This window comes from Hymenobacter psychrophilus, from assembly GCF_900107135.1.
In the GTDB taxonomy this organism is placed as follows: Bacteria; Bacteroidota; Bacteroidia; order Cytophagales; family Hymenobacteraceae; genus Hymenobacter; species Hymenobacter psychrophilus.
On sequence record NZ_FNOV01000006.1, the window covers coordinates 128,474 to 148,205 of the forward strand.

Sequence of the window (19,732 nt, forward strand, 5' to 3'; positions counted from 1 at the left end):
TTAGCTGTTAGCTGTTAGCTGTTAGCTGTTAGCTGTTAGCTGTTAGCTGAAAAACGAAGAAGGCCCCGCACTCGGTTGAGTGCGGGGCCTTCTTTTCGTTGGATTATCGAGGGCTTCTGAAAGGAAGCTCTCCGCTAACAGCTAACATTAAAACGGGTATCCGATACCGATGTTCAGGCGGACGCTACCGAAACCATCGGCGGAAACTGTCGGGCTGGCCTTGAATGTGTTAGAAAGGCCCGGAGGAATCGGAATATCGGCATTCCTACGAGCCCTGATTGCCTCGTTGGCGTAGGGGTAGCGGATGGGCACGGCGGCGTCGAGGCGGATGACGAAAAACTGCACGTCGATGCGCAAGCCCACACCCGCGCCCACGGCCAGCTGCTTGTAGAACGTATTGATTTTAAACTGTCCGTTTTGCCCGTCGAGCACCCCGTTCTCAGCACCGGGCTCGGAGTCGCCATTGCTGACGTAAGTGGCGCGGGCGGGGTCGGGGTTCACCAGCCAGATGTTGCCCGCGTCCACGAACACGGCGCCTTTCACGTACGGAAACAGGTCCTGGCGATACTCCAGGTTGCCTTCGATGCGAATATCGCCTACCTGATCATAAAAGCCGGCGTCGGAGTTATTATCGGCTACGCGGTAGGTGCCGGGGCCCACCCCCCGGGCGGCAAAGGCCCGCACACTGTTGGGGCCGCCGATGCCGAACTGCTTGAGGTAGGGCAGCACGCTGGAGTTGAGGTAGGGCAGGCCGGCGCCAATCTGCAGACGGCCCACTATTTTGTTGCCGCTGGTAGGGTTGATGGATGTGCGGTAGTAGTCGCGCAGCTCCAGATTCACCTTGGAATACTGCGAAAAAGGCCGGTTAAGCAGCGTGTAGGCACTTTTTCCGGTTTCAGCGTCGGTTTCCTTGGCCGCTCCACTCAGGTTTTTGAGCAGGTAGGCCAGATTGCCCGACAGCTCCAGGCCGCCGCTGAAGAAAATCTGGTTGCGGCGCTGCTCCAGCACCTGCTGGTTGTAGGTATAGGTGTAGCTGCTGCCCAAAATGAACTGCTGGCGGAAGCTCTGGCGCAGGAAGGGCTTGGTGGCGAGCAGGCGCTCAAACACGGGCTCGTTGGTGCTGCTCACATACTGCAGGTCGATGGGCTGCAGGCGCTGCTCGTTGGTGAGCTTGGTTTTCCAGGTGTAGCCGTAGCCCAAGTTGAACACCTGCTGCTGGAAATAGGTGGTACGGTCCACGTACTTCACACCCGCCTCGAAAAAGGTACGGGGCTGGAAGTCGGAGTTGATCAGCCGGAAGTTGAAGGGCGGCGTAATCAGGCGCGGCACCAGCAGTTGGGCATCGAGGCTGTACTGGGTGGACGTTACGCCCGACAGCGCGGTGCCCTGCCCGGTTTCGACGGAGGCCTTGGCGTTGATGAGCAGCTGTTCGGCTCCGCGCAGCGCCGAGCGGTTGCGGTACTGCACTACCACGCCCGGCCCCACAAACAGGCTCGACGTGTTCATCTGCAGCTCGGCCCGCAACGACTTCTTGGGAACCTGCGTCATGCGCACAATGGCGTTCAGAAAGCCGTACTGCAGCGAGTCGGGCTTGTTGCGGGCGGGGCGGAACTGCTGATCAACGAAGCGGAAGGTGCCCAGGCTCATCAGGCGGCTCAGCGTCTGGTCGGCGCGGCGGCGGCGGTACAGGCTGTCGGGGTAGAGGAAGGTGGCGTTGGTAATGGCCTTGGCCTTAAACACCGACTCGTCGGGGTAGTAACGGTAGCCGCGGTAGTTGATGGGCGTTTTGTTGGTCGTGGTATCTTCCAGGGTGTAGTCGGTGTTGAGCACCACGCGGTTGAGCACGTAGGGCTGGGCCGCCTTGGCCGGAATGCTGCCCTTCACCTTCAGGTACACGTTCAGCTGGTTATCCAGGGTGCTATCCACCTGGAAGAGCAGGTAGTCGGGCGCGAAGTAGTAGTAACCCCGGTTTTTGAGCTCGTTATCAATGCGTACCCGCTCGTTCACGAAGGTCTGCAGGTTGTAGGGGTCGCCCACTTTCAGCAGCGAAGCGGCCTGGGTAGCCCGAATGTCGCGGTCGAGCAGCGTGTCGCGCTCCGGGAAGAAGATTTCCTTGATGCGGTACACCTGGTTCACGCGGGCCTCGTAGTCGACGGCCGCCGTGCGGTCTTCGAGCTTGCTGTTGCTGCGCACTTCGGGCTTGAAAAAGCCGTCGTTGTTGAGGCGGTTGAGCATGAGGCCGGCCACGCGGGCAGTATCGACTTCGCTGAACAGCACCGGCGCCTCGCCGTACTTGTTGGCCAGCCAGTGGCCCAGGCCCTTGGTTTTGCCCACGCCCATGTGCCAGAAATACAGCTTGGGCCGCATGCCCAGAATGGAGGCGTTGGGCTGAGGCGAAATCACGGCTTCCAGCTGGGTCTGCACCGCCGCCTCGTTCGGAATCGGGGTGCCGGTATTCGACTTGAGCGTAACCGTGCTGCCGGTGTACAGCCGGGCATCATCGGGGATGAACTTGAGGCCGCTGCATCCGGCCAGCCCGGCCAGCAGCAGCCCGGCGGCCAGCTGGCGGCCGGAGCGGGTAAAGCGGGAGAACAAGGGGCGGGGAGGTTGAAGTTGGGGCACGAGGGTTTAGTGCTTAAATAGTAGTGCTTAGTGCTTGGGTGATAGGGCTTGCTTGTTGTTGCTTAGGTGGCGCTGCCTGTAATTGACTTACCAGAACGGCCTAAGCACCAATAACCAAGCACTAAGCACTATTTTCGGCCGGCCACCCGTGCCGAGTCGCGGCGGGGCGTAACGGCGGTAGTTTTCACCGAGTCGGCAGCAGCTTTTTCCTGCTCCTTCTGGCGCTTCTGGATTTCCTTGTTGCGCTGCTTCACATCTTTATCAATGCCCTTGAACAGGTCGGCGAAGTTCTGGTAGTCGCGCTGGTAAATCAGCGAGGCGCCGCTGCGCACGTACTGGCCGTCGATGTCGCTGAAGCCGTTGTTGCGGTAGGCGCGCAGCCGCAGCCGGCCGTTAGCCAGCACGTCGTACTCGATGCTCACGTCGCCGGCAAAATTGCTCGGGCTGCTCTGGCCGTTGCTGGCCTGGTTGCCGTTCGCCAGCGGCACGTCGGTACCCAGGCGCACGGTGATGCGGTCGTTGAACAGCTGGCGGCGCACGGCCACGTTCAGGTCGGTACGGGTTTTCTCGGAGCCCGACGAAAAGTCGGCCTGCGAGTTCACGCCCAGCTCCACGCCCAGGTTGGAGAGGTAGGAGCCGGTGAGCTTGTTAAGCTGCTCGGTGAGCACCTGGCTGGCGCTGCCGCGCAGCTGCTCGTTCACGAAGCTGCCCCCGCTGCTTTCAAAGGGATTTTCGGCCAGGAAGCGGTTGAGCACGAGCAGCGAGAATACCTGCTTGTTCAGCTCGTCGGTCTGGCTGGGCTGGCGCAGCTGGGCCAGGCGGTTCTCAATCTGGGTGCGCAGCTCAGAGCGCGAATCCTCGGGCAGCTGAATATCGAAGCTGATGGCCGGCTTTAGCAGCGCCCCGTCCACATTCAGGTACACATTAAAGGGCAGGGCATTGCGGCCCGTCGACTTCAGGCTTTCGTCGGCGCTGCCCTGGCCCGAAAGCAACTCGGCCGGGGCGGCCTTGGCCACGTAAATGGCCGACACATCGGCAATGCCATTGTACGGGTCGCCCGACCAGGTAATGGTGCTGCCCCGGGCAATCTGGAAGTCGCGCTCGGTTACGTCGTAGAGCGAGAGGTGGTAGCTGCCGCTTTCCACGGCCAGCCGGCCAGTGAGCGTGATGTTGCCCGCCGGGTCGATGGCCGTGGCCAGCGTACCGTTGGCCCGCACCTTCAGGTTATCGCCCGACGCCTCATCCACAATAACGGTGAAGGGCGTTTTGTCGGTAACCGTGATGGTGGCGGCAATGTCGTAGCCGGCGGCCGTTTTGGCCGAATCCTGGCGGGCCAGCTGCCGCAGCAGCATGGTGTCGATGGGGGCACTTTTGTCGACGAATTCAATGATGCCGTCGGTGCTCACCTTGTCGGCCTCGTCGTTGGGTACGGCCACGAAGAAGTTCGAGCCGTCCTCGACGCTGGCCGTAGTCCGGATCTTCAGCAGGTTCAAGTCGCCGGTGATGCGCGACTTCGAGTCGACGATGAGTTTGCCCCAGAACAGTGGGTTGTCGCGCTGCGTGCTTTGCACAGCAATAAAGTCGTCGGTCGTGGCATCGAGCCGGAAGCCGTAATCGACAAAGTTGGTGGTCAGCACATAGCCATCGACCACGGCTTTGTTGCGTAGCGAATCCAGAATTACGAAGTCGTTGAGCCGGATGCCTTTCTCATCGAACGTCAGGTCCTGGCGGGGCAGCGTGAAGGGGGCGCCGAGCTGGCTGAGCGTGAAGCCGGCCTCGTTGGTCGTGAGCTTACCACGCACTTCAGGCGCCGACGTAGTGCCGGCAATAGCCAGCTGGCCGCTGAGGTAGCCGGTCGTTTCGCGGATTTCACCCAGCGAAAAGGGCTCGACCGTACCCAGCGCGAAGCGCGCTACATCGGCCTGCATGTCCAGCGCGCCGCTGGCCAGGTAGTCGCCACTCACGCGCACGTCGTTGTTGTTGGGGCCGCCGGTCAAGCGCAGGTCCACGTTATAGCGGTCGGCGGCGGGGTTGCTGGCTTTCAGGGCCAGGTCGCCGAGAAGGGTTTTGCTGTAGGCCAGCCCGCGCAGGCTGGCATCGGCCGTAAAGCCCATGTTGGGCTGGCCCAGCGACTTTACGACGGCCTGACCATTGAGCGTGCCGCCCACCAGCGAGTCCTGGAGGCCACCGGCGGTAGCCAGCGCGTTCAGGTTGAGGTTGCTGAACTGGGCCTGCAGGGGGTAGCCGGCACCGGGTAACGTCTGGAGGGAAATACGCTGGTCGCCCTGGCTCAGGGCCACGTTTTCGGCCCGGATGGCCCCGGTGTTCACGTTGTAGCGCAGCTCATTGTTGGGCTGCACGGCCCATTGCTGGTTGTTGAGGATGAGCTTAGGGTCGAAGCTGAACCCGTAGGCCGCGCCCTGCTCATACACCTGCAGCACGCCCCCCAAGTCCAGGTTTACGGTGCTGTCGTTGCGGGCAATGCGCAGCTCGGTGCCCACTTTGTTGTTGGCCACGCTGCCTACCAGGCTGGGGTTGGGCAGGTTAAGGGTGGTATCCTGCTTTATCTGGTCGAGCCGCAACGCATAGTCGAGCTTCTGCGGGTCCGAAGATATATTCAGGCGTAGCGAATCGAGCTGGTAGCCGGCATACTTGATGCGGGCAATGCGGGTATTGAGGCGCAGGTCGGCCTCGCGGCTGTCGAAACCGCCAGTCAGCTTGAAGGGCGTGAGCTGCTGCAGGTCGGGCACGAAGGCGCTGAACACCTTGGGCTCCTTCACCTGCGCCTCGAACGTGAACTGCCGGTAGGTATTGCTAGGCCGGTACTGCACACCGGGCAGGTTGAAGTAGCGGTCGATGTGCTGCTCCAGGGCCGTGGCAATGTCGCCGAGGCGGGTATTGCCGCGCAGCGTCAGGTCGGCCACCGAGCTGGCAAAGTCCACCTCGGTGCGGCCCGTGCGCTGCACAATGCGCCCGCTCACCGAGTCGAGCACAAATGGCTTTCCGTCGCTGACAATGGCAATGCGGCTGCCCGAGAACGTACCGTTGATCGTGTTCAGGTCCGAGCCGCTGAGGTTGGCCCGCAGGTCGCCCTGCACGCTTAGGTTGCCGCCGGTGTAAAAGCCCAGCGCTGTCAGGTTCACGCCGCGCAAGTCCAGCCGGTCTACAGTATAGGTGGGGTTGGAGGCGTTGCGCAGGTCGATAGTGGCCAGCAGGTCGAGGTTGAGGTTGGGGTCGTCCTTGCTGCTGGCGTCCACCACGTAGCGGTTACGGTCGATATCGACCTTGGCCACGATACCGCGGTAGGTGTAGCCATTGTAAGTAGCCTGCTGGACCTTGGCGTTGAGTTGGCCGCGCAGCTGGTTGGGGTCGAGGCCGCCGCGGCCGTTAAGCGTGCCGCTGGCCGTCACGGTCCCAATGGTCGGGTCACCAATCAGCTTGCCCACGTTCAGCTGCTGGGTGCTGAACACGGCCCGTACCGGCTCCTGGCCGACGGGGCCGGCGCCCACGTTCACCTGGGCAGCCAGGTTGCCGTAGGTGGTGGTGGCTTTCAGGTCGGTGTCGAACACCAGCGCCGTGGGGCGGCCCTTAAACGTGCCGCTCACGCGCATAAGCGGCGGCAGCGAGTAGCCGGCCGGAATGGTACCGGCGGGAGCCAGGCTCCGGATGTCGGCGTTGGTAGTGATGAACTTTTTAATGTCGAGGTCGACGTAAAGGCGGCGGTCGGTTTCGGGCAGGCCCTGAATGCGGCCGCTGGCCAGCAGCTGGGTGTTGCGCAGGCCCACTACCTCCAGGCCCTGAATGCGCAGGTCGCCCACCCGGCCGCCCACCTTGCCGCTCAGCAGCACCGACTGGTTGGGGCCGGTAGTGAAGGGCGGGGTGTCAATCAGCTCAGGCGCCAAGTATAGAATGTCGCGGAAGCCGAGGCGGGTGTCGCGCAAATCGGCCTCCAGCTGCAGGTTGGCCAGGTCGTCGGCAATAGCGTCAAGGCTCTTGTACTGCATGGCCAGCGTGCGCCGGATGCGGGTATGGGGCGTTACGAGGTCGAGGTTGTCGAGGCGGGTTTCGGTCGAGTCGAACACCACGTCGGCCTGGGCGCGCGTCACGGCAAAGCCGCTCTGCTCCTGGCCCGCAAGCTGCGTAATGCGGCCGGTGGTGCTGTTTTCGGAGTAGCGCAGGTTCTCGGTATTCAGCGTGAGGTTACTGAATTTGAGGTGATTGTAGTCCATGCCGCGCACCTTGGTACGCTGGCGCGGCTCGTTGAAGTTGTCGAAGGCCACCTCCACCCCGCTGATATCGGACTCGTTGAGGCTCACTACCCAGTTCGATTCCTGGCCAGTGGCACTTTTTACCGAAGCATCGAGGTCGCGCACCGCTTTGGCAGGGTTCACCACGCGCTGTTCGGTGGGCACGTCCTCGTTCTGGGCGTAAGCAAACGTAGTGTTGCGTAGCGTGAGCTTGTTGAGGGCCACGCGGCTGTTAATCAGGTCGATGTTGTCGGCCGTCACCTCAGCCTCGCCGATGCGGGTACTGATGTACTGGGCCGAGGGCTGGTTGCGGTAGGTAAGGGCCACGTTATCGAGCCGGGCCTTGCGCAGGCCGAACTGCAACGCCAGCGCCGCCGTATCAGCCGGCGAATCGGGTGGCACCTTGGTCTGCACGAACTGAATAGTCGTGTTCCTGAGCGCCACCTCGTTCACCTTATAGATGGAGTTGTCCACGTCCACCTCGTCCATGCTCAAAGCCAGCGCGCCCACTTTGGTGCGCAGGTCGAGGCCATCCACCGCATCCTTATAAGTGAGCAGGATGTTGGTCAGCTTGGCGTCGCCGATGTCGTAGGTAAAGCCGCCGGTGGTGTCGGCAGCGGCCGGGGTTACCGTGGCCGTGTCGCCGGTGGCAAAGGCATTGAGAATGAAGTCGTAGTTACTGATGCTGTCGGGCTCGGTGCGGCTGATGGCGATGCGGCCGTCGTTCAACTCCAGGCTGCTAACCTTGATTTTGGAATCGAGCAGGGCGAAAATATCGATGTTGACGCCCAGGTGGCCCACCGACACGAGCGTATCGCCCCGCTGATCGGCCAGAAACACGTCATCGAAGCTGATAGTGTTGCGGAAATCGGAGCGAAACTTGCCAATGCGCACGTCGGTCTGCAGCTTGTCGCGCAGATACTTCTGGGCTTGGTTGGCCACAAAATCCTGCCCCGAGGGCGTCTGAACGTACAAAAACAGGCCGACTCCCACCAGGAGAATCAGCCCAACCAGCCCGAGCAGGGCGTACAAAATGCGACGCAGGTAAACCGGCAAAAGACGAGAAGTAGAGGTCGGAGTAAAGAAGGGAAAGCCTGACTGACGCAGCGTATTATAGCCGGCCGCGTTTCAGCCCCCGGTACGGTGCGGTACTTTGCGTCACCGACCGCAAGTTAGCCAAACGGGAAAACCGCGCTTCAGGTTGGCCGGACTTACCCGCTTAGAAGCGCCGCCCGACGCCAATCGTAATTCAGTTGGGATGGTAAGCCAGCCCGCTCAAGCTCAGCAGATTTGGAGCCAACCCGACAACTACCGGCAAAGTTTCCACCCCCTTACCGGCTGCTGCCGCCCCACCACTGCCCAACGAGCCGCTACTGCTGCCCTAACTGCGCCGGCTACTGGACAACGATGCGGCTACTACGGCCGCCCGAAAAACTGCTACTTCCGGGGGCGGGAGGCAGCGCCCACTCCTGCACTCAGCCCCGCCCCCGCCACGAGTAACGCAGGCTTTCCAAACGCACCGTCAACGGGGCACCGCCCGGCCGGCAACCCGGCATTAGCGCGCCGCACTGCACAGTTTTTTGGGGCCGGTTCACGTGGTTTTCATGGCTGAAAGTCGGCTTTTTCAACCCACGAAGCCGTATCTTTCGGGCTGGCTTTCTACCTGACTCAGCTTTCGATGATTCTTCGTTTTACGCTCCCTTACCGCACCGAACCGGGCCAGCGGCTGGTGGTTTGCGGCTCGCTGCCAGCCTTGGGCCAGTGGGTTCCCGAGGCAGCCCTGCCCCTGCACTACAACCAGGATTCGGGCCTATGGAGCCGCGAGTTGGAGCTGCCCGCCGCCGAGCTGGCCGGCGCTACCTATAAGTATCTGCTACTCGACGAGCGCGACGGCGGCCGGCACTGGGAGTGGGGGCCCAACCGCGAGCTGCCGGCTGCCGCTGCCACCTTTGGCCAGCTGGTGCTGGCCGATTGGTGGCGGGCTCCGGCCCAATCCGAAAACGAGCTGTTCACGGCCGCCTTTACCGAGGCGCTGTTCCGCCGCCCTGCCCCGGCTGCTCCGGCGGCTACGGCTACGGCTGGCCCGGCCGTGCGCTTCCAGCTGGCGGCGCCGCGCGTGCAGCCCGGCCAGCAGCTGTGCGTATTGGGCTCCGATGAGGCCTTGGGGGCCTGGGATGCGGCCCGGGCCGTGGTGCTGTCGGATGCCGATTACCCTACCTGGACGGCCAACGTAACGCTGGCGACGCCCGCCGCCGAAACCCGCTACAAGTACGGCATCTGGGACGCCGGCACCGGCCAGGTCGTGGACCTGGAGGCCGGCGACGACCGGCTGCTGGCGCCCGAAACCAACCAGCACACGCTGCGCGTGCTCGCCGACAACCAGTACCGCTACCCAACCGCACCCTGGCGCGGGGCCGGCGTGGCGCTGCCCGTGTTTTCGCTCCGCAGCCGCCGGGGCCTGGGCGTGGGCGAGTTCCCCGACCTGAAGCTGCTGGTAGATTGGGCCGTAGCCACCGGCCTGCAAATGGTGCAGGTGCTGCCCATCAACGACACCGTGGCCACCCACACCTGGGTCGACAGCTACCCGTACGCCGCCATTTCGGTGTTTGCCCTGCACCCGCAGTACCTCAACCTGGAGGCCGTGGCCGAGCTGCGCGATGCGGCGGCGCGCCAGGAACTGGCGCAGCTGCGCGACGAGCTCAACGCCCGCGACTTCGTGGACTACGAGCCCATGATGGCCGCCAAGTGGCGCTTTATCCGCCAACTGTACCAGCAGGAGAAAAAGGCTTTCCTGGCCGATGCTGACTTCCACGCCTTCCGCGCGGAGCAGGTGGCCTGGCTGCTGCCCTACGCAGCCTTCAGCGGCCTGCGCGACCGGTTCGGCACGGCCGATTTCCAGCAGTGGCCCGCCGAATACCGCACCCCGGCGCAGGTGGAGGCGCTTACGGATGAGGCCAGCGCCGATTTCGATGAGTTCGGGCTGTTCTTCTTTATTCAGTTTCACCTTGATAAGCAGCTGCGCGAGGCCGTGGCCTACGCCCGCGAGCGGGGCGTGGTGGTAAAGGGCGACCTGCCCATCGGCATCTACCGCCACTCGGTGGATGCCTGGACCCAGCCCGAGCTCTACCACCTGCACCAGCAGGCCGGCGCCCCGCCCGACGATTTCTCGACCACCGGCCAGAACTGGCGCTTCCCCACCTACAACTGGGAGCAGATGGCCCTCGACGGCTACCAGTGGTGGCAGCAGCGCATGGGCCACCTGGCCCGCTACTTCGACGCGCTGCGCATCGACCATATCCTGGGCTTTTTCCGGATCTGGGAAATCCCGGCGCACTCGGTGGAGGGCCTGCTGGGCCACTTCTCGCCCGCGCTACCCTTCTCGCAGCAGGAAATTGAGCAGCGCCTGGGCTGGTTCGACTACGGCCGGCTGTGCGAGCCCTACATCCGCTGGCACGTGGTGCAGGAGGTGTTCGGCGGTCAGGCGCAAGTCGTGTTCGATGAGTTCATGGAGGATGCCGGCCACGGCGCTATCCGCCTGCAGGAGTTTGTGCGCACCCAGCGCCAGATGGAGGCCGTTATCAATGACAAGCTGGCCGCCGACCCGGCCCAGGCCGACTACTACCGCTGGCTGCGCACCGGCCTGTTCGGGCTGGCCAACGAGGTGCTGCTGGTACCCGACGACCAGCAGCCCGACCATTACCACCCGCGCATCACCCTCCCGCTGAGCCGCTCGTTCCGAGAGCTCGACGCCGCCGCCCGCCCGCGCCTGGAAGCGCTCTACCACGACTTTTTCTACCAGCGCCACGAGGGTTTCTGGCGCGAGCAGGGCCTCACCAAGCTGCCGCCCGTGCGCTGGGCCACCAACATGCTCATCTGCGGCGAAGACCTGGGCATGGTGCCCGCCTCGGTGCCCGGCGTGATGCGCGACCTGGGCATCCTGGGCCTGCACATCCAGCGCATGCCCGCCGACCCGACCACCGAGTTCGGCCACCCCGGCACCGCGCCCTACCTGAGCGTAGTGAGCCCCGGCTCGCACGACATGGGCACGCTGCGCGGCTGGTGGGAAGAAGACCCCGCCCAGACCCAACGGTTCTTTGAAACCATTTTGGGCCATTGGCACGAGGCCACCCCGCAGTTCTGCGAGCCCTGGGTGGTGCGCGAGATTCTGGAGCAGCACCTGCACTCGCCGGCCATGTGGGCCATCTTCCCGCTCCAGGACGTGGTGGCCCTCAGCGCCGAGCTCCGCCGGGAGGACCCGCGGGCTGAGCAGATCAACGTACCCAGCAACCCCACCCACTTCTGGAAGTACCGCTTCCACCTACCGCTGGAGGAGCTGGTTGAACAAGCCGGCTTCAACGAGGAGGTGCTGGCCTTGGTAGGCCAGAGCGGACGGCGGCAGTTATGCTAATGCTGCCTGGGCATCTGTTCGTCTGAGCAACAGTGGCTTGTGTAACTCACTGACCACTATAAACCTCTCCGATTTTTGGGGAGGTTTTCTTGCAAATAAAATAGGTATTGGTCCTACACCTGTAACTGCCTCCAACGCGACTATGGCTGGCAGGAGAGAGCGAAGTGCTGAAGTGCCTGAATCTATAGATCAGTTAACGATATTGCATTTTTATAATTATATATTTATTTAATATAATCTTTTTAACACATTAGGAACCCCATCATATTCCCGTCAAATCACTCATAATCCGGCAGTAGCGCTAATATTAGAAGGTTTCGACATCACCTGAAAAAGACTTTTAGGCGCAATGCATCGGAATAGAAGTTTTTTGACATAGAAATTCTACCTGTAAACGGGCCAGTTAACCGAGCCGGATGCTACGTTGACCGAATAAGAAGGTTACATTTGTCGCCCGTAGGGTACTTTTGTCCGGCTCAAATAATCGTCTTAGCCAACCGTTACCCTGCATTCTTCGAAACTTCACTTCTTTTTCATTTCATGAAAACACTAGTACGTTCTTTACTCCTGACGCTGTTGCCTTTGGGCGCGTTGGCTCAGGTTCCTGTTCGTGACTCTTCGACTGACGCACTTGGAATGGGTAACAAGACAGCAGCGGGTCATCAGAAGCCATCAGCTTCGACCGCGCAAAAGTCAATCATTCGGGAAGACACCGGCAACCCTACCGCGTCCAGAGGACAGGCTGTTTCGGCTGTTGGCACCCGGGCACAGGCAGTAGCAGCAACTTGTGCAGTTTCGACTGATTTGGTTTTTTCTGCCCGTACGACCAACGAAGACTGGAAAAGCCTTCCACCCGTAGTAGTAGGTGCCGCGCCACGCAATACTACTATTACCACTGAGGGCAGTTACGTAGAGCCGGGCAACGGTACCCAAACATCCTTACGCGTCAAGGATACGCAGCGTACGCAGTTGAGCAATACGCTGATGTGGTACACAGACTACACTAGCTTAGCAGGAACTGCCACCCAAATCAGCTATTCCTTCAACCGGCCAGTTAATTCTTTCTCCCTTCAGATTCAGGATCTTGACCGGGGTAACACGTTCATTGATGCGGTAACGTTTCTGGCCTACCAGGCCGATGGCTCAGTTCTAAACTTGAGTTCCACTGATGCTACCGTAGTCAACAACACGGCCTACACTGATCTGTCGGGCAATACTATTTCAGGCATCCAGAATAATGCCGATGGATCGGCTAACGGAACAGTACAGGTAACCTTCAACAAGCCTATCGTTAGCTTTACCATTGTTTACAAGAATGATATCGGAGCAGGCCAGCCTGATCCGGGCCTGCAATATATTGGTATCGACTACATGACCTGGTGCACCCAGGCTAACGTCGCTACCACGCTCAGTGGCCCGGCCCGCGCAATTGCAGGCCCGCGTGTAACCTATACTGCTACCACCACAGCTAGCGGCGACTTTGCCGCAACCGGTGTGCGACCCGTAGTGCAGCTCAGCCCCGGCTTAAACTCCCAAGATCTTAATTTTCCGGCTAACAGCTCTTACAACAATACGAGCGGCCTGCTCACACTACCACTTATTCAGACGTTGAATCCGGGGGTTGCAAATACTGCTATCATCAGCTTCAACATGCCAAGCACGACGGTAACGGGTAGGGCCAGCAGCACCATCGACACCGACGACGCCGACCCCTCGGACAACAACGGTTCGCTGGCCGCCGCCAACGTTACCACGACCGTTAACCGCGCCCCAACGGCCCAGGCTAAGTCGGCTACTGTTTCGGCCAACACGGCCGCGTTCACCGCTCTGCCGGCCCTGACTGGCAACGACCCCGATGGCGACCCCCTGACCTACACCTTCGCGTCAATTCCGGCAGCTGGTTTCGGTGTCCTGTACTACAATAATGGTGGGGGCCGAATAGCCGTTACGGCTAACACAGCCCTGACTGCAGACCAGGTAGCTACACTGGAATTCAAGCGCGGAACGACTGCCACACCTACTACTGCAACTTTACAGTATTTCGTATCGGATCCTTACGGCGGCAGGAGCGCGAATGTAAACTACGCCCTGACGGTGGCAGACCAGCCGGCGGTGTACTCCTCGCCGAACGTTTTCTATAGAACTAGTACTGGTAGTGGTGAAATTTTCGCCTCTGTCACAGACCCAGATGGCTCTATTACCAGAGCCACCATACTAACGGGTAATTTGCCTACCAACATGCTCTTCGACGATAGGAACGCCGGATCAGGAAATTTCTATAGAAACGGTACTGGGAATATTGCAGTCGGCACTTACAACTTCACCGTAACAACTTTCAACGGTACGGGCGGCACCACTGCTTCCGTTCCTGTGACTATCAAAATCATTGCCTCTGACAACGCGGCGACTTACTCCACCAACAACCGCTTCAACCGAGACGGCTTGAGCAATGGATCGACCCTGGCCACGGTTACGGACCCCGATACAGATGTAACCAGTGCCACCCTGGTTACGGGTCCGCTGGCTAACGCCATGACGCTTGACGCGACTACGGGCCGAATTGTTGTGACTGGTACTTCAGTACCTTTCGCCGGAACTTACAATTACACCGTAACGACCCAGGATGCGGCAGGCGGCACTTCCACGGCCATACCAGTTACCATCACTGTTTTCGACGACACCGAAGCCATTTACTCGGTAGTAGCGGCCCCCACCGGGGGGTATGCCAATGGCGCCTCGTTGGCTACCGTATCGGATGCCGATGGTGCAGTTAATACGGCTACGGCGCTTAGCGGCACTACGGCTCTACCTGCCGGCGTGGGTCTGGATGCTGTTACCGGCCGGTTCTTCGTAGCCGACCGGACGAAATTGGTGAAGGGCACCTACCCTGTGCAGGTGCGTACCACCGACGTTACCGGCGGCATTACGACCCAGACAGTCAACATCGTTATCAAAAACAACCCGCTGCCTGTAACGCTGGTAGCCTTCGGGGCTCAGGCCGCCGGCTTGAATGCCCGCCTGAACTGGAAAACAGCGCAGGAGCTCAACAACGACCGCTTCGTGGTAGAGCGCAGCTTCGATGCCCGCAACTTCGTGGCCGTGGGCCAGGTGAAAGGCCAGGGCTCGACCCAGTCGGTTAGCACCTACGACTACACCGACGTGCAGGTAGCCAGTCAGGCCCCGGCCGGGTTGGTATATTACCGCCTGCGCCAAGTAGATACCGACGGCACCGAAGCACTGAGCGAAGTGCAGGCAGTACGCTTTGGCCTCACGGCCAGCAAGCTGATGGACGTGTACCCGAACCCCGCCACCGCCATCCAGGATGCCAAGCTCGATCTGAGCGGCGCTCCAGCCGGCACCTACCAGGTAACGCTGGTGGACATGACGGGTCGCGTACTGCGCACCTTCCGCCAGAACGGCGGTACCGTGCAGGAGCTGCAACTGACCAACCTCCCCAACGGCACCTACCTGGTGCAGGTGCAGGGCAACGGTCAGTCGTTCAGCCGCCGCGTTGTCAAGCAATAGTCACTCGCTGATTGTTTATTAACCAAGCGTCCTCCCGCCACCCGGCGGGGGGACGCTTGCTTTTGGGGGTGCCGTGTGTGGCTGCCCTGCACAACCAGCCAACTGCTTTGGCGGTATAGGGTTGCGGCCGTATCGGCTGGTCCCACGCCTTCCCCGTAGTCCCTCTTTATCCCATCTGCCCTATGCCTTCTGCTCGCCGCTGTGTACCCGGCCGGGTACCTACTGATGTTGATGTAGCCATTATCGGGGCCGGCAGTGCCGGACTGAGCGCCGCGCTGGTGCTGGGCCGCTGCCTGCGCCGGGTGCTGGTGCTCGATGGAGGTCCGCCCCGCAATGCGCCCTCACCGGCCGTGCAGGCTTTCTTCACCCGCGACGGCACGCCACCCGCCAAGCTGCTGAACCTGGGCCGGGCCGAGCTGGAGGCCTACGACTCGGTGGAAATAAAGGAAGCGAAAGTGGTGGGGCTGGTCCGGTGTGGCAAGCACTTCGAGCTGACGCTGGAGGGCCCTACCGGCCGGCGCAGCACGCGCACGGCCCGCAAGGTGCTGCTGGCTACCGGCGTCGAGGATGAGCTGCCGCCCCTGCCAGGCATGCGCGAGTTGTGGGGCCAGGGGGTGCTGCATTGCCCCTACTGCCACGGCTGGGAGCACCGCGACCAGGCCCTGGCCGTGTACGGCCGGGCCAAGCTGGTAACCGGCCTGGCTTTGCTGGTGAGCCGCTGGAGCCCCGATGTGGTGGTGTGCGTGGAGGACCCGGCCAGCCTGAGCCAGCACGCCCGCCGCCGCCTGCGCCGCCAGGGCATTGTGGTGCGCGACGAGCCGCTGGTGGGTCTCGAAGGCACGGCCGGCGGCGAGCTGCGCCACCTGGTGTTCGAGTCGGGCGAGCGGCTGGCCCGCACGGCCCTGTTCATCCATCCGCACCAGCACCAGCGTAGTCCGCTGGCCGAAGAAATGGGCTGCCGGCTCAGCGCCAAGGGAGCTATCCGGGTAAACAAGCAGCACCAGACCTCGGTGCCGGGCCTGTACGCGGCCGGCGACAATACGCCCGGCACCCAGCAGGCGCTGCTGGCCGCGGCCGAGGGGAGCGGTGCCGCCATCTGCATCAACGAAACCCTCACGCGGGAGGAGTGCCCCAAATAAGCGACACGGCCGGAACTTGCCGGGGCCGGTTGGGTTTTCCCGGCCAAGGAACCTATCTTACTGCGGCTAGCCTTGTTTGTGGCCGGCTACCTCGTTGCCTCCCTGTTTATGCGCCTTGCTGTTGTTCCCGTTTTGCTGCTGCTCCTGCTTTTGATGGGGCCAACGGCCTGGGCCCAGCGCGTCAGCTTCAGTGGGCGCATCACCGAAACCAACGGCCAGCCCGTGCCCTTTGCCTCGGTGTTTGTGCGCGGCACCAGCCAGGGTGCTACCGCCGACGAAAACGGGCGCTACCAGTTCACCATCACCGGCCCGGCCGACACGCTGACGGCCTCGGCCATTGGCTTTGCCCCAGTCAAAAAGGCCATCAGCGGCATCGCCGCCCGCCAGACGCTCAACTTTGTGCTGGGCAGCGGCAGCGTGTCGTTGGGCGAGGTGGTGGTGCGGCCCTACGAAAACCCGGCCTACCGCATCCTGCGCCGGGTGCAGGATAACCGCCGCCGCAACCAGAAAACCGAACTGACGGCCTACGACTACGACAGCTACGCCCGCAACGAGCTGCTCATCAACAATCTGCCCGACCAGCTGAGCCGCCGCAAGCTGCTGCGCCAGATTACGGCCGTGGCCGATACGCTGGGCCTGGAGCGCGACGCCAACGGCCGGCCGGTAGTGCCCATCTTCGCCTCCGAAGTACTGTCGCACTACTATCAGAACAACGAGCCGCTGCGCCAGCGCGAGGAAGTAGCCAAAACCCAGATGCACGGCGCGGCCCCCCGCGAGGGCTCGGTGGTGTCGCAGATTATGGGCTCGTCATTTCAGGACTGGGATTTTTACCGCAACTGGATTCGCATTGTGGGCAAAGACTTCATCTCGCCCATTGCCGAGGGCTGGAAGTTCTCTTATGAGTACGAGCTGCAGGATTCGCTCATGGTCGGCGACGACTACTGCTACAAGCTGAAGGTAACGCCCCGCCGCCCCCAGGATCTGGCCTTCAAGGGCACCATCTGGATAACCACCGACACCTACGCCCTGCGCAAGCTCGATGTGGAAGTCAGCACGCAGGCCAACCTCAACTTCATCGAGCAGATTGCCGTGCGCCAGGAGCTGGCCCCCACCGAGGCCGGGCCCTGGCTGCCTACCGTTACGCGCTTTGCTATCGGCATCCGGCCCACCAAGGGCAGCACCGGCGTGCTGGCCCGCATCAGCACGGTGTACACCAATTTCCAGGTGAACCAGCCCCGGCCGCTGGCGTTCTACGACAAGCCCCTGGAGGTAGCCGCCGACGCCTACGACGTACCGCCCGGCTACTTCGCCGCCAACCGGCCCGACTCGCTCAGCCGCCAGGAGCAGCTCACGCTGATTGTGCTCGACACGGTGCGCCAGCTGCCGGCCGTGCGCTCGGTCATGGAGCTGGCCGATATTGTGGTGAACGGCTACTATCCGCTGGGCAAGGTTGATCTGGGGCCGATTCTGGCCACCGTCGGCTACAACAACATCGAGGGCCTGCGCCTGCGCCTGGGCTTCCGCACCTCTACCGAGTGGAGCCGCGACTGGCAGCTGCGGCCCTACCTGGCCTACGGCACCCAGGACGGCCGCTTCAAGTACGGCCTGCGGGCCCAGCGTATCATCGACCGCCGGCACTGGACGGTGGCCAACTTCGAACACCGCCACGACATCGACCAAGTAGCGTTGCTCGACAACGATTACGCCCTCGAAAATCCGCTGTTTGAGGCCGCCGCCCGCCTGGGCAACATCAGTAACAGCCGCCCGCTGCTGCGCGACTTAACCAGCGTGGCGGTGCAGTCCGATCTGTTCCGCGGCTTCACCCAACGCGTGATGCTGCGCCGCCAGCAGTTCCAGCCGCTCTACCCCTTCCTCTACTACACCCGCGAGCCCCAGCCCGGCAACCCCACCGGCTCCGATTTTACGCTCTCGGAAGTAATCGTGGAATCGCGCTACGCCCGCGACGAAGTGCTGGTGGCCAACAATCAGAACCGCCGCACAGCCGTGGGCCTCAAGCGCTGGCCGGTGTTCACGGTGCGCTACACGCTGGGCCTCAACAACCTGCTGGGCTCCGATTTTCGTTACCAGAAGTTCAACCTGCTCATCGACCACAGCCTGCGCCTGGGCCAGCTGGGTCGCACTACCTACCGCCTCGATGCCGGCTACATCCCGAGCACCGTGCCGTATCCGGTGCTCAAAAGCCACCTGGGCAACCAGTCGTTCTTTTACAACGCCGGCGCTTATAACCTGATGCGCTACTTCGAGTTCGTGAGCGACCGGTACGCGGGCCTGCAGCTAGAGCATCAGTTCGGGGGCTTCCTGCTGAACTCGCTGCCGGCTATCAAGCAGCTTAACTGGCGGCTGGTGGCTACCACCAATCTGCTCTGGGGCAATGTCAGCGACGCCAACCGCCGTATCATCCCCCTCAACGACCCGGTTACCGGCCAGCCGCTGCCCGCCTTTCAGTCGCTGGGCCGCCTGCCTTACGCCGAGGTGGGCTACGGCATCGAGAACATTTTTAAAATTGTACGGGTTGACTTCCTGCACCGCCTCACCTACCGCACCCGGCCCGACGCCCGCACGTTCGGGGTGAAGCTCAGCCTGAAATTCAGCCTTTAACTCGGAGTAGTAAGCCGTCAGCCACCAGCTGCAGGTCGACGCCCAGCACTACGCTTGTAGCTTGCTGCTTACCGCTTGTAGCTCAAAAAACGCCATGCCTAAATACGAAGTTGACAACCTGACCCTGGCCGAAGCCACCCGCCACGCCCCGTTCATCGACTACGCCCGCTGCCTCGACGCCGACCAGCGTCCCCACAACCACGTCGGCGACTGGCCCGAGGCCGGCCGGCTCTACCCCATCCGCACCGTCGATTCGCGCACCGAGGGCATTGCCCTGGTCCACGTACTGGGCTTCAAGGGGGAAGCGCCCTACTACAACGCCTTTGCCCCCCACCGCTTCGAGCTGCTGCTCACGGTGTGGCTGAATTAGGGCTTAGTTTCCCAACGCATACAGCACCGGCTTACTGGGGCTGGCGTCCAGCTCCAGGCTGGTTATCTGCAGGTTGAGTAGGTAAAGGCCGTCTTCCACGGCATCGGGCACGAAGATGAGCTCGGTGATGGTGGCCTGCTGGCGGGTGGCGTGCGGGTACTGCCAGAACGCGTGGTGGGCCAGCAGCTCGCCCCCGTCTTCTTCGCGGTCGACACTGGGCAAATCCAGCAGCAGGTGCTCGATGTGCTGCTGGGCCAGGTAGTCGGCCAGCGCGGGTTCGAGGTAGGTGGGGTTGGTGCCCGAGTACTGGCGGCTGCGCTTGGCACGGTGGTTGGGCAGCGTGCGCAGCACCAGGGCCTCGGGGCGTACGGCGGCCTCGGAACCACCTTCCAGCTCGCGGCGCACGTCGGCCAGCATCACCACCTCGTCGCCGTTGGGCTGGGGCCGCGGCTGCACCGATACCAGCCGGGCCACGAACAGAAAGCGGCGCAGGCAGCGGTTAAGCGTAGCCTCCGGTGCGGCCGAAATGTGGCCGTAGCACTCGGTATGCGTGCCGTTGCCGTGGGGCGTAACGTGCACGCGCTTGTAGTTGGTGCTACCGCCCGCCGCCACGCTGCCCACGTAGTCGCCCACCAGAATCACCTCAAACTCCACCGGCTCGGCCCAGAAACAGCTCACCTGCCCATCGCCCGGCGCCAGCGGCAGCGAAATATCCAGCGGCTCGTGCGGGTTGAAACTGAACGTGCGGCCGTGGTGCGGGTAAGTGGCAAGCATAGGGTGAGATGATAGAGTGATGGGTGGG

The 19,732-nt window shown here is 62.2% G+C and carries 8 protein-coding genes; 5 read left to right on the forward strand and 3 right to left on the reverse strand.

Annotated features, from left to right (window positions below; translation table 11 throughout):
* Positions 1-147: 147 nt before the first annotated feature.
* Together tamL and BLW21_RS10580 are read right to left on the reverse strand one after the other, a co-directional pair.
* On the reverse strand, positions 148-2,595 hold the full coding sequence (gene tamL, locus BLW21_RS10575; protein ID WP_092739781.1) for a translocation and assembly module lipoprotein TamL: 2,448 nt from the start codon (positions 2,593-2,595) through the stop codon (positions 148-150).
* A gap of 155 nt (positions 2,596-2,750) precedes the next feature.
* The gene (locus BLW21_RS10580; protein ID WP_092739783.1) at positions 2,751-7,925 is read right to left on the reverse strand and encodes a translocation/assembly module TamB domain-containing protein; all 5,175 of its coding nucleotides are present in this window, start codon (positions 7,923-7,925) and stop codon (positions 2,751-2,753) included.
* Positions 7,926-8,547: 622 nt separating this feature from the next.
* Here BLW21_RS10580 and BLW21_RS10585 point away from each other — a divergent pair.
* The 5 genes from BLW21_RS10585 (at position 8,548) to BLW21_RS10605 (ending at position 18,930) form a co-directional block, all read left to right on the forward strand.
* A complete protein-coding gene (locus tag BLW21_RS10585) occupies positions 8,548-11,277 on the forward strand; it encodes a 4-alpha-glucanotransferase (protein WP_092739785.1) in 2,730 nt (909 codons plus the stop codon).
* A gap of 804 nt (positions 11,278-12,081) precedes the next feature.
* Positions 12,082-14,802, forward strand: coding sequence for a T9SS type A sorting domain-containing protein (locus BLW21_RS10590; RefSeq protein ID WP_175470930.1), 2,721 nt, complete (start codon positions 12,082-12,084; stop codon positions 14,800-14,802).
* 182 nt (positions 14,803-14,984) lie between these two features.
* The gene (locus BLW21_RS10595; protein ID WP_092739789.1) at positions 14,985-15,941 is read left to right on the forward strand and encodes an NAD(P)/FAD-dependent oxidoreductase; all 957 of its coding nucleotides are present in this window, start codon (positions 14,985-14,987) and stop codon (positions 15,939-15,941) included.
* Between the two features lie 108 nt (positions 15,942-16,049).
* On the forward strand, positions 16,050-18,560 hold the full coding sequence (locus BLW21_RS10600; protein WP_139255173.1) for a DUF5686 and carboxypeptidase-like regulatory domain-containing protein: 2,511 nt from the start codon (positions 16,050-16,052) through the stop codon (positions 18,558-18,560).
* A gap of 94 nt (positions 18,561-18,654) precedes the next feature.
* Positions 18,655-18,930 (forward strand): hypothetical protein, encoded by a 276-nt coding sequence (locus BLW21_RS10605; RefSeq protein ID WP_092739793.1) that lies wholly within the window; start codon positions 18,655-18,657, stop codon positions 18,928-18,930.
* A 3-nt stretch (positions 18,931-18,933) separates the two neighbouring features.
* Here the strand turns inward: BLW21_RS10605 and BLW21_RS10610 are convergent, their stop codons facing one another.
* Positions 18,934-19,704 carry a cyclase family protein gene (locus BLW21_RS10610; protein WP_092739795.1) on the reverse strand — a complete coding sequence of 257 codons (771 nt, stop codon included), beginning with the start codon at positions 19,702-19,704 and terminating at the stop codon, positions 18,934-18,936.
* Between the last annotated feature and the right edge of the window lie 28 nt (positions 19,705-19,732).

Bases quoted from the DNA above. Each gene is read 5' to 3' on its own strand.
- BLW21_RS10600 (WP_139255173.1), top strand. From the start codon at position 16,050: ATGCGCCTTGCTGTTGTTCCCGTTTTGCTGCTGCTCCTGCTTTTGATG.
- BLW21_RS10610 (WP_092739795.1), bottom strand. From the start codon at position 19,704: ATGCTTGCCACTTACCCGCACCACGGCCGCACGTTCAGTTTCAACCCG.
- BLW21_RS10595 (WP_092739789.1), top strand. From the start codon at position 14,985: ATGCCTTCTGCTCGCCGCTGTGTACCCGGCCGGGTACCTACTGATGTT.
- BLW21_RS10605 (WP_092739793.1), top strand. From the start codon at position 18,655: ATGCCTAAATACGAAGTTGACAACCTGACCCTGGCCGAAGCCACCCGC.
- BLW21_RS10585 (WP_092739785.1), top strand. From the start codon at position 8,548: ATGATTCTTCGTTTTACGCTCCCTTACCGCACCGAACCGGGCCAGCGG.